We start from the raw sequence: 13,606 nt of genomic DNA, 5'->3' as shown, positions 1-13,606 counted from the left end.
GCGCAAGAAGTTGCGCACTCAAATGTCGATATACCTGTGCAAACATTCCTGTAGGCCTTAAGAAATATCCGTTGTGGCAGATGACGATGCCACCGCAGGCGTTCGATGCGATTGCCTGGTACCACTGCGATCACCTCGGCACGCCGATGGTCGCCGTGTGGCAGCACGAATACGACGCCCTCAACCAGCGCACCAGCACCCTCCGCCCGGACGGCCACAAAGTCAGCTGGCTCACCTACGGCAGCGGCCACCTGCTGGGCATGACCCTCGACCACCACGAAATGCTCGCCTACGAGCGCGACGACCTGCACCGCGAAGTGGTTCGGCAGCAGGGCAACCCCAGGCCTGGGACCTGGTCGGGCGTTTGCAGGAGCAGTGGCTCGGCAGCCACGACAGCCCATCCACGCTGCTCAAGCGCCAGTACCGCTACGCCGTCGCCGTCCAGCTCACCCACTCCACGCCACCCGACGCGGCCCGTCGGAGTACCAGTAGTACCTGCTCGACCGCCCGCTGTAAGCCGATCCACGGTGTAACGAGTTGATGGACAACCGACTGCGAATACGTCGGTGCCGACTACCGCTGCGATGTACAAGGCGGTGGCGAATGCGAGTCCTTTCAACCTGTGCAGGTCACCCTTTAGCATGGCATCCAGGTCGGCCCGTAAGCGGACCCGCCACTCAATTCCGTCCCCTCTAAATGACCTAATGCCGCCCTTGCCCTATGCAGCAGTACACACTACCAACGCATCTTCACCCCCAAACTCCCAATCAACCCATTCAAGTCATTCCCATCCACATCACTGCTGTAATCGGCACTGACAAACAGCGCCACGGACGGGGTGACCCTGGCTACCAGTCCCAAGCCTAACTCCACCGTGGTCGAGTAGCGCGAGCTGGAAATCTTGTCGACCTGGTCCAGCTTCACCGAGTCGGCGTTGCTGAAGTCGTACCAGACGTTGGTCCGCACGTAAGGCTCGATCGGCATGCCGCGCACGGCGTAGCGGCCGGACAACTTGGCACCGACCCGGCCGCTCCAGCTGGGCTGGCTGTCGAAGGCCTGCAAGGTCTCTTCCTGCACTTGGCTGCCGGGGAAGAATTGTTGGTTGATCAACTGTGCCTGTGGCTCGATCACCCAGCCGCCTCCCAACTTGATCGGGTAGCCGCCTTCCACCGAGAAGGTCATCGCGTGGCCGCTGTCGTCCAGGCGCTGGCCGCTTTCGCCACGGCCGTTGACATCAATGCGCGAGCCCATGGCCACGGCATCCAGGTGCCAGCCGCGATCATGGGTCATGCTCCAGTACACCCCCAGGCTCTCGCCGCTGAGGTTGACCGCATTGCGCTGCTTGTCGCCAAGCAACGGGCGCATACCGTTGAAGGTGCTCTGCAGGTTGTTATGGCCAACGAAGATTCCCGCCCGGTGCACATTGCCCGCCGAGGATTCACGTACGAACAGGTCCGGGCCGATCATCAATTGCTGGCTGGGCGCTTCGAGCTGGTCTGGCGGCTGCGCGCCCTGGCGTTGCACGCTGGGGAAGAACTGCGACCATTGGCTGGCGACCAGGTCCGGTGCGGCCTGCCCGTGGCGCTCGCTCATGCGATCGGAAAACTCGTTCAGCGTGCCCAGGGTGAGGCCGACGGCGCTCACCGGGTCGAGTGACAGCTGTGGCATTGACGGTTGTTGCAGGAAGCGGTCGAAGGTCGGGTCGTCCTGCAATTCAAACGCCAAGGTTTCCACAGGGGTTGCCAGAAGCAGCGACGTGGAAACCGCGCAGAAAATGCTGTCGAAACGCCAGGGATTCGAGGTTCTTTTCATAGCGGATCTCCTCATTTTTTTGTTGTACAGCCCAAGGACCTGGCCTGTTGTCACGAGCTGTACGGCAAAAACAGAGGGCGACCCAAACCAGCACGCCAGCTTTAGCAAGTGCGCACGAAGGCGCGAGCTAGAGGCCCGGCGTGATTTTTTACGCGTAGTGATAATGTTCAGCTAAGGAGAGGTCAGCGCTTGCGTCAAGAAAACGTGAAAGTCCCGTTCATGCCTTGGTGATTGGCTCAACGCTATGAATCTATTGATAAAAATTGTGGGCATAGCGATGTTCGCTATTTGCCGATCGGCGGCTATGCCGAATCATTGTTAGGGCTAGAGCTCAAGCTCCACCGCCGCTTGGGCGGTGGCGCCCGTTGGGTCTATTCATCTTCTCGTTGGAGCACCATCAGCAGCACCGAGCGGCCTTTGACTTCCAAGGTCGTATCGAACTGCAGATGCTGGGGTTTGCGCATCTCGGGCCTGTCGGTGTTGATCAGGCAGCTCCAGTAATCGCCCTCGGGTACGGCCGGTAGCAGGAACGGTACGGTGTCGTGGTAGGCATTGACGATCAGCAGGAGGGTAGCCTCCGAACCGGGGCGGGCGATGCCGCTCACCTGGGCGCGACCGTCCATTAGCATCCCCAGGCAGCGGCCATGGGGGTCTTCCCATTGTTCTACGCTCATTTCGCGGCCATCCGGTGCCAGCCAGGTGACGTCCTTGACCCCGATCGCTTCGTTGTAGTCTCCGACCAGGAAACGTGAGCGGCGCAGCACCGGGTAGGCCAGGCGCAGACGGGTCAGGCGTTTGACAAAGGCCAGCAGCTCTTCGCCTTCTTCGTCTAACTCCCAGTTCACCCAGCCGATCTCGCTGTCCTGGCAATAGGCGTTGTTGTTGCCATGTTGGGTCCGGCTGAACTCATCGCCGGCGACGATCATCGGGGTGCCCTGGGCCAGCAGCAAGGTCGCGAAGAAGTTGCGCATCTGCCGGGTGCGCAGGGCATTGATGGTCGGGTCGTCGGTCGGGCCTTCGGCCCCGCAGTTCCATGACAGGTTGTTGTCGGTCCCGTCCTGGTTGTTCTCGTCGTTGTCTTCGTTGTGCTTGTGGTTGTACGACACCAGGTCGCGCAGGGTGAAGCCATCATGGGCGGTGACGAAGTTGACTGAGGCATAGGGGCGTCGGCCACGGTTGTTGAACATGTCGCCCGAGGCGGTCATGCGCGAGGCGAAATCGGCTAGCTGGCCTTCGTCACCCTTCCAGAACGCACGCACGGTATCGCGGAAGCGGTCGTTCCATTCCGCCCAGCCCGGTGCGAAGTGACCCACCTGGTAGCCGCCGGGGCCGCAGTCCCATGGCTCGGCGATGAGCTTGACCTGGCTGAGCAGCGGGTCCTGGCGGCAGGCGACGAGGAAGCTGTGACGTTCGTTGTAGCCATCGTGGTAGCGCCCGAGAATGGTCGCCAGGTCGAAGCGGAAACCATCGACGCGCATCTCGCCGGCCCAGTAGCGCAGCGAGTCGGTCACCAGTTGCAGTACGCAGGGGTGGCTCAGGTCGAGGGTGTTGCCTGTGCCGGAATCGTTGATGTAGTAGCGCTTGTCATCCGGCATCAAGCGGTAGTACGAGGCGTTGTCGATGCCGCGCATGGACAGCGTCGGACCGAGTTCGTTGCCCTCGGCAGTGTGGTTGTAGACCACATCGAGTATCACCTCCAGGCCGGCATCATGCAGGTGAGCGACCATCTCCTTGAACTCGGCGATCTTGCCGCTGGCCAGGTAGCTGGGATGCGGCGCGAAGAAGGCGATGCTGTTGTAGCCCCAGTAGTTGTTCAGGCCTTTTTGCAGCAGGTGCTGGTCGTTGACGAAGGCATGGATCGGCAGCAGCTCGATGCTTGATACACCCAGGTCCTTGATGTGCTTGAGCAACTCGTCATTGGCAAGGCCGGCGAAAGTGCCGCGCAGAGCTTCCGGCACCGCCGGGTGACGCATGCTGATGCCCTTGGTGTGGGCTTCGTAGATGATCGTGCGCTCCCAGGGCACCAGCACGCGCTGATCGCGGCCCCAGGTGAAGGCAGGGTCGATCACCTTGCACTTGGGCACGAAGGGCGCGCTGTCGCGTTCATCGAACGACAGGTCGCCGTCGGGGTGGCCAATGGTGTAGCCGAACAAGGCTTCGGACCATTTCAGGCCGCCGACCAATTGCTTGGCATAGGGGTCGATCAGCAGTTTGTTGGGGTTGAAGCGGTGGCCGTTCTCTGGCTCGTAAGGGCCATGCACGCGGTAGCCGTAGACCAGCCCTGGATGCGCGTCGGGCAGGTAGCCGTGGTAGATCTCGTCGGTGTACTCGGGTAGCTCGATGCGCTCCAGTTCCTCTTCGCCGCTGGAGTCGAACAGGCACAGTTCGACCTTGCTGGCGTTGGCCGAGAACAATGCGAAGTTGACCCCCAGCCCATCCCAGGTGGCACCAAGGGGGAAGGGCAGTCCTTCGCGGATCCGCGATGGGGCGACAGAGCGGGTTTTCTTTGGGGTGCGGGGGCTCATGGCAATCCTCGAGGGCCTGTGTGGAGGGAAATGTAGGCGGGCTCATCACCGGCAAGCTGGCGCCTGCAAAAGGGCAAGGGCTGGCTACCGGCGATGAGGCCGAGACTGATACCGATTCAGCCGGCAGTGGGCTTTTTCACCGCGCGCGGCTTCTTCACCGGCGCCGGCTTTTCGGCCACGGCAGGGGCTTTAGGTTTGGCCGGGGCGCGCTTGCGTGGCGCCGCCTTGGGCGCCAGGGACTCGGCTTCCGCAAGCTTGCGCGCCATGTCCCAATGGCGCTCTTCCTGGCCTACGGGTTTACCTTCCGACTCCCAGATCTGATAGGCAAATTCGCGAATACGCTTTTCATCGACGCTCATCATGACGCTCCTGATGTTCAAGATTGTTGTATCAACAGATTGACCGGAAACTTCGCCAGTACGCTGTTCAACATCAGCTCCTTACAAGGGCTGACCGCACCGGTGGTGAAAAGTCCCGTCGTATTGGCAGGCGACAAGGCAAACGGCAGGATCAGCCGGGTGTCGTCCCAGTTCTGCGCTGGGATCAACGGTGTAGGGGCATCGCCAAGCAGGCTGCTGGCAAGGCGTGGGGCAATCACGATGGCGCGTTCATCTTCGCCCAGGCGGGCGAAGGCCACGACCTTGTCGGCATGTCGGCCCTGCACGGTCAACGGCAGGTAGGCTCCGCGACGGAACAGCGCGGAGTGTGCCTGACGGCAATCCAATACCTGCGACACCAGCGCCTGCTTGATACGTCCGTCGCGCCAGTGCATGAGCAGCGCGTCGAGCGGTGTGGCAGCGTCCAGGGTGCGACGCCTGCAAGCGTAGTCCACGGGGCGGCGGTTGTCCGGGTCGACCAGGCTGAAATCCCAGTACTCGTTGCCTTGGTACAGGTCGGGCACGCCGGGCACGGTCATGCGCAACAGCGTTTGTACCAGGCCGTTGAGAGCGCCAGGGCAGGCGATCAGGCGCACCGCGTCGGCCAGCGACTGGCGCAGCTGCTGGTTCTGGCGGTCCAGCAGCAGGCTATCGACGTAGGCTGCACAGGCCGTTTCGTAGGCTGTGTTCGGCGCATTCCAGCTGCTGCGCAGCTTGGCCTCGCGCAGCGCTTTCTGCTGCCACTGACGGATACGCTCGGCATAGCTGCGCAGTGCGGCATCGTCGTGCAGGTCGAGCTCCAGTGGCCAACTGCCCAGCAGCGTCTGGAATAGCAGCAACTCATCGCCGGGACTAGGGGCCAGGCCGTCCTCCAGCGACTCGCGCAATGGGGCGGCGAGTTCGCGCCAGTGCTCGACGCGGCTGGCCAGCCAGGGCGCGCGCTCGCTGAGCACGGCCAGGCGCGCGCGGCAGTCCTCGCCACGTTTGTGGTCATGGGTGGCGGTCGTCAGCAGGTTGTCGGGGTAGTGGCGCAGCCGGCGTTGGGCCTGGCTGTGGAACTCGGCCGCATCGGCATAGAACCGTTCGGCCTCGAAGCCTACATCGTTGCGCGACAGCAGGCGGCCGCTGCGGTAGAAGGCGGTGTCTTCCACCGCCTTGGCGGCGCTGGGGGCGGTGAGCTGCTGGAAGCGCACGCAGGCATGGCGCAGGTGTTTGCGTGGCTTGCCCGCAGGCAGGTGCCGCCAGGGCTGGCCGCCCAGCCATTGTTCGAGCTGCGCCAGCAGCGGCCAGTCGGCTTCGCCGAGGTCCTGGCGGGCACCGGCCAGCGCCTGCTGGAAGAAAGCTTCGTCTTCGGCCGGGCGCCCGCAGGCGTTGAAGTACGTGCGGTAGACTGGGTAATGCGCGACCAGCGCCTGCACGGCGCGGCGGATCGCGCCTAAAGTCAGGTCGCGGGTCATCAGGTCGTCGCGGGCGACCTGAAGGAGGGCTTGGGCCACCGACTCGCAGTCGCCGGCCAGGCTGGCATTGAGCACCAGGTGCCGCGCCTGGCGGACCTCCTCGGGGAAGTCGGGGCGTTCGCTGATGCTCGACCACAACTCGCTAAGCGGCGCCTCGCCAGCGGGGGCGTGCTGCAGCAGCGACACCTGGTTCATGAACTCGTAGCCGGTGGTGCCGTCGGTCAGCCAGTCGCGATGCAGGTGCTCGCCGGCGCCGAGAATTTTTTCCACGTAGATCGGGAAATGCTCGACTGCCGCGTTCACGGGGCGCCGTGCCAGCAGACGATCGACCCGCCTGCGCAGCTTGCGGCAGTACTGGCGCGGATCGGCCAGGCCGTCGATATGGTCGATGCGCAGGCCATCGACCAAACCGCGCTCGATCAGCTCGAACAGCTTGGCGTGGGTAGCCTCGAACACCACGGCACGCTCGACCCGCAGGCCGCCCAGTTCGTTGATGTCGAAAAAGCGCCGCCAGTTGATGTCGTCGGCGGCGGTTCGCCAACTGGCCAGGCGGTAGGTCTGGCGTTCGAGCAGCGCGTGCAGGTGCTTGAAACCCGCTGTGCTGCGGCTATCGAAGGCCTGCAGCGCGGATGCCAGGTCGGCACCATCGGCGACGCAGCGTGCCAGTTCTGCCTGCAAGGGCAGGGCAGCGTGCAGGGGCTCGTCAGCCAGGTGCAGGGCGGCGAAGCGTGGGGCCAGGGCCTGCAACTGGGGGTCAGGACTCTGTGAGAGGACCCGGCCATAGTCCACCGGGCAGATCGGGAAACGGTGGTCGTAGTGGGCGATATGCAGCACACCGTGCTGATCATCGAAGGTCAGCGGTATTTCGCCGTTCTTCAGTGCCAGCCCATAGTCGTTGCCGAGGAAGGGCAGCAACAGTTGCCCGGCCAGTAGCGGGTCGCTGGAGTGCCACTGGATGTCGAAGAATTCGGCATACGGGCTGCGCCGTCCCCAGGCCAGGAGGCTCTGCCACCAAGGGTTGTCGGCCCCGCCGACGGCCATGTGGTTGGAAACGGTGTCCACGATCAGTCCCATGCCGTGCTGGCGCAACGCGCTCACCAAGCGCTCAAGGGCGGCCTCGCCACCCAGTTCGGGGTTCACGCAGGTGGGGTCGACCACGTCGTACCCATGACGTGAGCCGGCGCGTGCCTTGAGGAGGGGGGAAGCGTAGAGGTGGCTGATGCCAAGCCGGGCGAAATACGGCACCAGCGGCACCGCATGGTCAAGGGTGAAGTCACTGTGAAATTGCAGGCGCTGGGTGGCGGTCAATGGCTTCATCGGTCACGCTCCCAGGCTTGTTCGCGCGCCTGGGCCAGTAGCTCCAGGCGACGGGAGGCATCTTCATCGTCGAGCAATTTGCCAACGGGCTGGGCAAAGCGACGGCGCCAATTGGGGTGGCTGTGAGTGGTGCCCGGCAAGTTGGGCTGTTCGTCGCTGCCGAGCAGGTCTTCGAGGGGCACCAGGACCAGCGGTGCGCGGGTGTGGCCAACGAAGCGGATGGCGGCGTCGATGATGGCGGCGTTGTCTTTCAAGGAACCGTAGTTGGCCTCGAGGATGTGGCGCAGGCCGGCTTGTTCTTTCTGTCGCTCATGGCGCCAGTGCAGTTCGGTGGCAGCGTCGATCAATTGCAGGCGGTGGTTCCAGTCGATGTCGCGGCTTTCCAGCCAGCCGGCCAGAGGTGCCAGGTCGTGGGTGCCGGTGGTGGCCAGCGCGTTGTCCGGCCAGTCGAGGATCGCTTTGAAGTGCCCCGTCGATGTCTGTTCGAACGGCAGCACACGCATGCCGAGTATGGCTTTTGCGGCCAGTCGTTCGCGCAAGCCATCAGGGACGGTGCCGAGGTCTTCGCCAAGAATGATCGCGCGATGGCGTACCGATTCCAGAGCCAGCAAGCGCAGCAGGTCGTCCACTGGGTATTGGAGGTAGGCCCCTTCGGTTGGCTTGGCACCTCGCGGAATCAGCCACAAGCGGCGTAGCCCCATCACGTGGTCGATGCGCAGGCCGCCGGCATGGGCCAGGTTGGCTCGCAGCATCTCAATGAAGGCGCGATAGCCATTGCGCTTGAGGCCCTCGGGGGAAAAGGCGCAGATGCCCCAGTCCTGCCCCGAGCGGTTCAGGATGTCGGGCGGAGCACCCACCTTGAGGTCGGCCAGCAGTTCGTCCTGGCGGCTCCAGGCCTGGCTGCCGGCCCCGTCGGCACCCACCGCCAGGTCGGCGATCAAACCTATCACCATGCCATTGCTGCGGGCCGCGGCCTGGACGCGTTGCAGGCCGCGCTCGGTCAGCCATTGGCAAAATGCCTGGAACTCGACCTCGGCCTGATGGGCGTCGGCGAACGCCTCGACTTCAGGGTGATAAGGGTCGTGCCAGGCACTTGGCCAGGCTCGCCAGTCAGCGCCCAGACCTCGTGCCTTGGCCTGGATCTGTAGCACTTCGAAGCGGCAGTGGTGCTCCAGCGCCTGGCCACCGGCGGCGCGGAAACTGTCGAAGTCCTCGCGCAGCGGGTGATCGCTCTGGCTGAAATCCCGATACAGGGCTTGCAGCAGACGTTCATGGGCATCGGCTGCGCGGGGCCAGTCGACCAGAGGGCCTTGTTCCAGGTCTTCCAGGATGTGTTCAAGGCCGCAGGCCTCGATGGCCATGCGCACGGAGCGCTCGCCGAGCAGTGCGGCGGGGCTTGAATACAGGGTGTTGAGCAACAATCGGCTGGATGGCGAGTAGGGGCTGTAGTGCTCCTGGTCGATGGCCGAGAGTGCATGAACCGGACTGATGGCCAGGGCATCGGCACCGCGTTCGGCGGCGCTGCGAGCGAGTTGCTCAAGGGCCAGGCAGTCACCGAAGCCACCGTCGCCGTCGCGGCGCAGGCTGTAAAGCTGCACGGCCAGGCCCCAGCAGCGTGGCGGCGGTTGCGTCACGGCCTCGTCCAGGCTATGGCAGCGCAGCGGTGCCACAGCCAGGGTGAAGCTGCGGCTGTCGATGTCCACGGTGTGATAGCCGATGGGCAGGTCACCGGGCAGGCGGGCCTGGGCGTCCAGGGTCAGCAGGCGCTGGCTGCCATCCTCCAAGGTGCAATGGGCCTGGGTTGCGGCGCTGAAGTAGCGTTGCAGTGGCAACGGCTGGCCGACGTCGGCAGTCAGCAGCGGCGGTAGGTGCTCGCTGTCTTCGGCTGCTTCCACGGCCCGCAGGCTGGCCAGGACAGCGGCATCGTCCTGGGCGCAGTGGCCCAGGGCTTCGAGCACGTTGCGCAGCACATCGTCGCTGACCTGCTGGGGCCTGGCGTTGGCGTCGATCCAGTCGCGGGCCAGACCGACGCGGGCAGCCAGGCGGTGCAGTGGGGTATCGCTCATGGGCGCTCCTGACCAGGTGTGAGCAGGCTGACCACGCAGCTGTAGGCGGCCAGGTGGGAATCGGGGTGGGCACTGTCGCTGGTGTCGAACACGCGTTGTTCGAAGCCGGGCAGTCCGACCGGTTGGGCGGTGTCGGCCAGGTTCAGGTCGATACGCAGGGTGTTGCCATTGCCCAGGCGCCAGCGGGCGGTGAGGGCTTTTTCGCCGAGCACCTCGGCACCCAGCGCACGGCAACCAGGTAGCTGCGGGATGATGTAGCGGTGGCGCAGGTCGAGCAGGTGCTGGTAAAGACCGTGCCAGCCGGCGAGCACTTCCTTGGCCAGAGGCCGGGAAGCGTCGAAGGTGTCTGGCGCATTGGGGTCGGGGATCTGCTCGCGTGATTGCGGCTGGGTGAATGCAGCGAAGTGGGCGAACTCGTTGCGCCGGCCCTCGCGCACGGCATCGGCCAATTCGTCGTGAAAATCAGTGAAGAACAGGAACGGCCGGCAACTGCCGTCGTCGTCGCCCATGAACAGCAGCGGAATCATCGGTGCCATCAGTAACAGGGCGGTGGCGGCGCGTAAGGCCGCAGGCGGGCAGAGCCGGCTCAGGCGCTCGCCGAGGGCGCGGTTGCCGACCTGATCATGGTTCTGCAGGAACAGCACGAACGAGGTGGGCGCCAGGTGCCCGCTGGGCTCGCCCCGTGGGGTGCCGTGGCGGTTGGCCTGGCCCTGGAACACGAAGCCTTCTGTCAGGCAGCGTGCCAACTGTTCGATCGGGCGGTGCTGGTAGTCGGCATAGTAGCCTTCGGTTTCACCCGTCAGCAGTACATGCAGGGCATTGTGGCCGTCGTCGTTCCACTGCGCATCGAAGCCTTGTTCCAGCAGGAAAGCCTGGTTGTGCTCGTTCTCCAGCACCAGCCAGACATGCCGGCCGGGGGAGACGGCTGCGCGCACCCGTTGTGCCAACTCGCGCAGGAAGTCGGGGTGGTCGATGGCGTGCACCGCATCCAGGCGCAGGCCATCGCAGCGGTAGTCGCACACCCACATCAGTGCATTCTGAATGAAGAACTCCCGCACCTCGGGGCGACGGAAGTCGATGGCCGCGCCCCAGGGGGTGTGTTTGTCCTCGCGGAAGAATGGGCTGGCATAGTGGTGCAGGTAATTGCCGTGGGGGCCGAAGTGGTTGTAGACCACATCCACCAGCACCATCAGCCCCTGGCCGTGGGCCTGGTCGACCAGCGCGCACAGTTGCTCTGGGCTGCCATAGCTGTGCTGGGGGGCGTAGGGGAACACGCCGTCGTAGCCCCAATTGCGCGTGCCGGGGAACTGCCCAAGGGGCATCAGCTCGATGGCGCTGATACCCAGCTGTGCCAGGCGCGGCAGCTGCCGGGCAACCCCGGCATAGCCATCGAGCACACCCACGTGCAATTCCTGGATCACGGCCTCGTGCCATGGTCGACCTTGCCAGGGGTGCTGCCAATCATAGGCGTGCGTATCCACCAGTTGGCTAGGGCCGTCGACCCCCTCGGGCTGGTAGCGTGATGCCGGGTCGGCTACCCATTGCTCGCCGTCGATACAATAGCGATAACGGTCACCGGCCTGGCACTGGGCAACCCCGGTGTACCAGCCGTCGTTTTCCGGCAGTAGCTCGATCGCCGGCTGTTGCTCCAGTTGAAGGCTCACGCTGCGCGCATCCGGCGCCCAGAGGGCGAAGCGCGCCGACGTGGCGTCCAGCAGGTGTGCGCCATGCCTGTGCATCTTCGGCCTCCGCTCTAGTGGCTGAACTGTGCCTGTTTGACCAAGTCCTCGTAGAGGCGGGCGTAGGGTTCCACCGCCTGGCACCAGTTGAACGGTTGGGTCATTGACAGGCAGCGCATGGCATTGAGCAGATCCGGTTTGCCGTAGACATAAAAGGCTCGGCTCAAGGCTTCGCGGTAGCTCTCGACCGTCGACTCGTCGAACAGGAAACCGGTGACACCGTTTTCGATGGTGTCGGCCAGCCCGCCCGTATTGCGTGCCACTGGCAGCGAGCCGAAGCGCTGAGCGTACATCTGGCTCAGGCCACAGGGCTCGTAGCGAGAGGGCATGAGCAGGAAGTCGCTGCCGGCGAACATGCGCCGGGCATCGGTTTCGTTGAAGCCGATGCGCACGCCGATACGGCCGGGGTGGCGCAGGGCCAACTCACGCATGGCTTGCTCTTCTTCGGGCTCGCCACGGCCGATGATCGCGATCTGCCCGCCCTGTTCGACGATGTAGTCGGCGACGCCCAGGGTCAGGTCCAGACCTTTCTGGTACACCAGCCGCGAAACCACGGCGAACAGTGGGCCTTCGGACGGTGCCAGCCCGAACAGCTCACGTACCTCTTGGGCATTGCGCGCCTTGCCGTCCCAGTCGTTGATGCTGAAGTTGTGCTGCAGGTACTTGTCGGTGGCCGAGTCCCAGCTTTCGTCGATGCCGTTGGGGATGCCGCCGAGCAGGCCTTGCTGGGCCTTGCTGGCGAGGAAGCCATCCAGGCCGCAACCGAATTCGGGGGTGGTGATTTCCCGGGCGTAGGTGGCACTGACCGTGGTGATATGGCTGGAATAGGCAAGGCCTGCCTTGAGGAACGACAGCTTGCCGTAGAACTCCATGCCTTCCTGCTGCATGGCGTGCTCGGGGATCGCCAGTTCCGGGCTGCAACCGCGGCTGTAGACCCCTTGATAGGCGAGGTTGTGGATGGTGAACAGGGTCGGCGTGTTGAGCCCGCGCCAGTGCATGTAGGCGGGAGCAAGGCCGGCCGGCCAGTCATGGGCATGAACCACCTCGGGCTTCCAGTGGATCATGCCTTCGCCGGCAGCGATCTCGGCTGCGGCCAGGCCCAGGCGGGCGAAGCGGATGTGGTTGTCAGGCCAGTCGCGGCCGTTGTTGGCACCATAGGGTGTGCCGTCGCGCTGATACAGTTCGGGGCAGATCAGCACATAAATGACCAGCCCGTCGGCCAAGTCCATGCGGCCGATCTTGCACGGCGGCAGGGCCGCGTGACCGCCCAATTCGCCAACGATGTGAATGGGGTTGTCGCTCTCCATCACCTGGCGGTAGCCGGGGATCAGTACCCGGACATCATGCAGGTGAGCAAGCGCCCGAGGCAGTGCCGCGGACACGTCGCCCAACCCGCCGGTCTTGACCAGGTCGGCGATTTCCGAGGTGACGAACAGGATCTTGCGCTTGTTGGGATTGTGCTGGCGCTGGGCGCCAGGTGCCTTGGCTGTCGTGGCGAAGTCCGGGGTAAGCGGCTCGCGATTGTCCGGTTTGAATGAATCTACATGAGGTTCGACAGCGGCACTGATCATACTTCTCTCCGTCCCTATGTTTGGTCGGGTGCTGGCACCCTTTGCGTTATGTCGTGCTGGTTCTCTCTGAATGCGTTTCTTCGTAGTGCAGTCCTTGCCCCTGAGTCGTGCGCGCAGGCACTGCGCGATCGGCATTCCGGCCGAAAGCGTTTGACTGAATGGGGTGGGTAAGCCTTAGCGTGGGAAGTCCCTTTGCAATGGCCTGTTTACTCCATGACCCGCCGCCTTTTCAGAAAGTTCGACTTTTTTTCCGTCGCTTTTCTACACAGCAAATGGCGGGCCGAAATCAGAGTGTAGGAGACAGGGAGATAAAAAGGTGACCCGTCGGTCACTTTCGTTATGACGCGCGTTAGACGCAAACGTTGGCGTATGTGACAGGATGTGAATGGTGTGTTCCAGGGTGGGGCAGGGGCCAGAAGTGCGTGCGACATGATGTGTCGGCAAATAGCACCTCGCACCGTTTTGGTGCGTCACGGGGAGGGTGTAGGCGGGCGTATAAAGCACGATGTGAAGCAGAGTGGGAGCCAGGAGAGCCCCCACGACAGGGTTCAATCAGACGCTGACGGCTTTGCCACCGTTGCGGCTTTGTGCCAGTTGCAGGTTCAGCAGGGCCACCTGCTGCTTGAGTTGGTCGCGTTCTTCTTTCAAGCGAGCCAGTTCGTCGCGGCGGACGCTTACATAAAGGGTCTGGACGGGAGTAGCAGGCATCAAGGTACCCATTGCACACCTCGCAATTGGCTAG

The 13,606-nt window shown here is 63.8% G+C and carries 8 protein-coding genes and 1 pseudogene; 1 reads left to right on the top strand and 8 read right to left on the bottom strand.

The genetic code is table 11. The annotated features are described in order from the left end of the window. Nucleotides 1-137 precede the first annotated feature (137 nt). A pseudogene (locus tag H620_RS0107015) lies at nucleotides 138-489 on the top strand (hypothetical protein); the annotation flags it as partial. A gap of 246 nt (nucleotides 490-735) precedes the next feature. Here H620_RS0107015 and H620_RS0107010 read toward each other — a convergent pair. From H620_RS0107010 to H620_RS27080, 8 genes are all read right to left on the bottom strand, one after another. Continuing rightward, nucleotides 736-1,812 (bottom strand): autotransporter domain-containing protein, encoded by a 1,077-nt coding sequence (locus H620_RS0107010; RefSeq protein ID WP_023380011.1) that lies wholly within the window; start codon nucleotides 1,810-1,812, stop codon nucleotides 736-738. A gap of 371 nt (nucleotides 1,813-2,183) precedes the next feature. Further along, nucleotides 2,184-4,337 carry a glycogen debranching protein GlgX gene (glgX, locus tag H620_RS0107005; RefSeq protein WP_027907029.1) on the bottom strand — a complete coding sequence of 718 codons (2,154 nt, stop codon included), beginning with the start codon at nucleotides 4,335-4,337 and terminating at the stop codon, nucleotides 2,184-2,186. A gap of 116 nt (nucleotides 4,338-4,453) precedes the next feature. Then, on the bottom strand, nucleotides 4,454-4,699 hold the full coding sequence (locus H620_RS0107000; RefSeq protein WP_027907028.1) for a DUF2934 domain-containing protein: 246 nt from the start codon (nucleotides 4,697-4,699) through the stop codon (nucleotides 4,454-4,456). Between the two features lie 14 nt (nucleotides 4,700-4,713). After that, the gene (locus H620_RS0106995; protein WP_027907027.1) at nucleotides 4,714-7,488 is read right to left on the bottom strand and encodes a malto-oligosyltrehalose synthase; all 2,775 of its coding nucleotides are present in this window, start codon (nucleotides 7,486-7,488) and stop codon (nucleotides 4,714-4,716) included. Next, nucleotides 7,485-9,554 carry a 4-alpha-glucanotransferase gene (malQ, locus tag H620_RS0106990; RefSeq protein WP_027907026.1) on the bottom strand — a complete coding sequence of 690 codons (2,070 nt, stop codon included), beginning with the start codon at nucleotides 9,552-9,554 and terminating at the stop codon, nucleotides 7,485-7,487. Before malQ ends, H620_RS0106995 begins: the two co-directional genes overlap by 4 nt. Then, complete coding sequence (gene treZ, locus H620_RS0106985) at nucleotides 9,551-11,293, bottom strand: malto-oligosyltrehalose trehalohydrolase (RefSeq protein WP_023380016.1); 1,743 nt, start codon at nucleotides 11,291-11,293, stop codon at nucleotides 9,551-9,553. Before treZ ends, malQ begins: the two co-directional genes overlap by 4 nt. 14 nt (nucleotides 11,294-11,307) lie before the next feature. Further along, entirely contained in the window at nucleotides 11,308-12,864 is a 1,557-nt protein-coding gene (glgA, locus tag H620_RS0106980) for a glycogen synthase GlgA (RefSeq protein ID WP_023380017.1), read from the bottom strand. Nucleotides 12,865-13,416: 552 nt separating this feature from the next. Then, a complete protein-coding gene (locus H620_RS27080; protein ID WP_023380018.1) occupies nucleotides 13,417-13,584 on the bottom strand; it encodes a DUF6026 family protein in 168 nt (55 codons plus the stop codon). Between the last annotated feature and the right edge of the window lie 22 nt (nucleotides 13,585-13,606).

It is taken from the genome of Pseudomonas taiwanensis DSM 21245 (genome assembly GCF_000425785.1).
GTDB classification, from domain to species: domain Bacteria; phylum Pseudomonadota; class Gammaproteobacteria; order Pseudomonadales; family Pseudomonadaceae; genus Aquipseudomonas; species Aquipseudomonas taiwanensis.
Note: the sequence above shows the minus strand (reverse complement) of the source record. Positions and strands in the feature narration are given on the sequence as shown.

Bases quoted from the DNA above. Each gene is read 5' to 3' on its own strand.
- glgX (WP_027907029.1), bottom strand. From the start codon at position 4,337: ATGAGCCCCCGCACCCCAAAGAAAACCCGCTCTGTCGCCCCATCGCGG.
- H620_RS27080 (WP_023380018.1), bottom strand. From the start codon at position 13,584: ATGGGTACCTTGATGCCTGCTACTCCCGTCCAGACCCTTTATGTAAGC.
- H620_RS0107010 (WP_023380011.1), bottom strand. From the start codon at position 1,812: ATGAAAAGAACCTCGAATCCCTGGCGTTTCGACAGCATTTTCTGCGCG.
- H620_RS0107000 (WP_027907028.1), bottom strand. From the start codon at position 4,699: ATGATGAGCGTCGATGAAAAGCGTATTCGCGAATTTGCCTATCAGATC.
- malQ (WP_027907026.1), bottom strand. From the start codon at position 9,554: ATGAGCGATACCCCACTGCACCGCCTGGCTGCCCGCGTCGGTCTGGCC.
- glgA (WP_023380017.1), bottom strand. From the start codon at position 12,864: ATGATCAGTGCCGCTGTCGAACCTCATGTAGATTCATTCAAACCGGAC.
- treZ (WP_023380016.1), bottom strand. From the start codon at position 11,293: ATGCACAGGCATGGCGCACACCTGCTGGACGCCACGTCGGCGCGCTTC.
- H620_RS0106995 (WP_027907027.1), bottom strand. From the start codon at position 7,488: ATGAAGCCATTGACCGCCACCCAGCGCCTGCAATTTCACAGTGACTTC.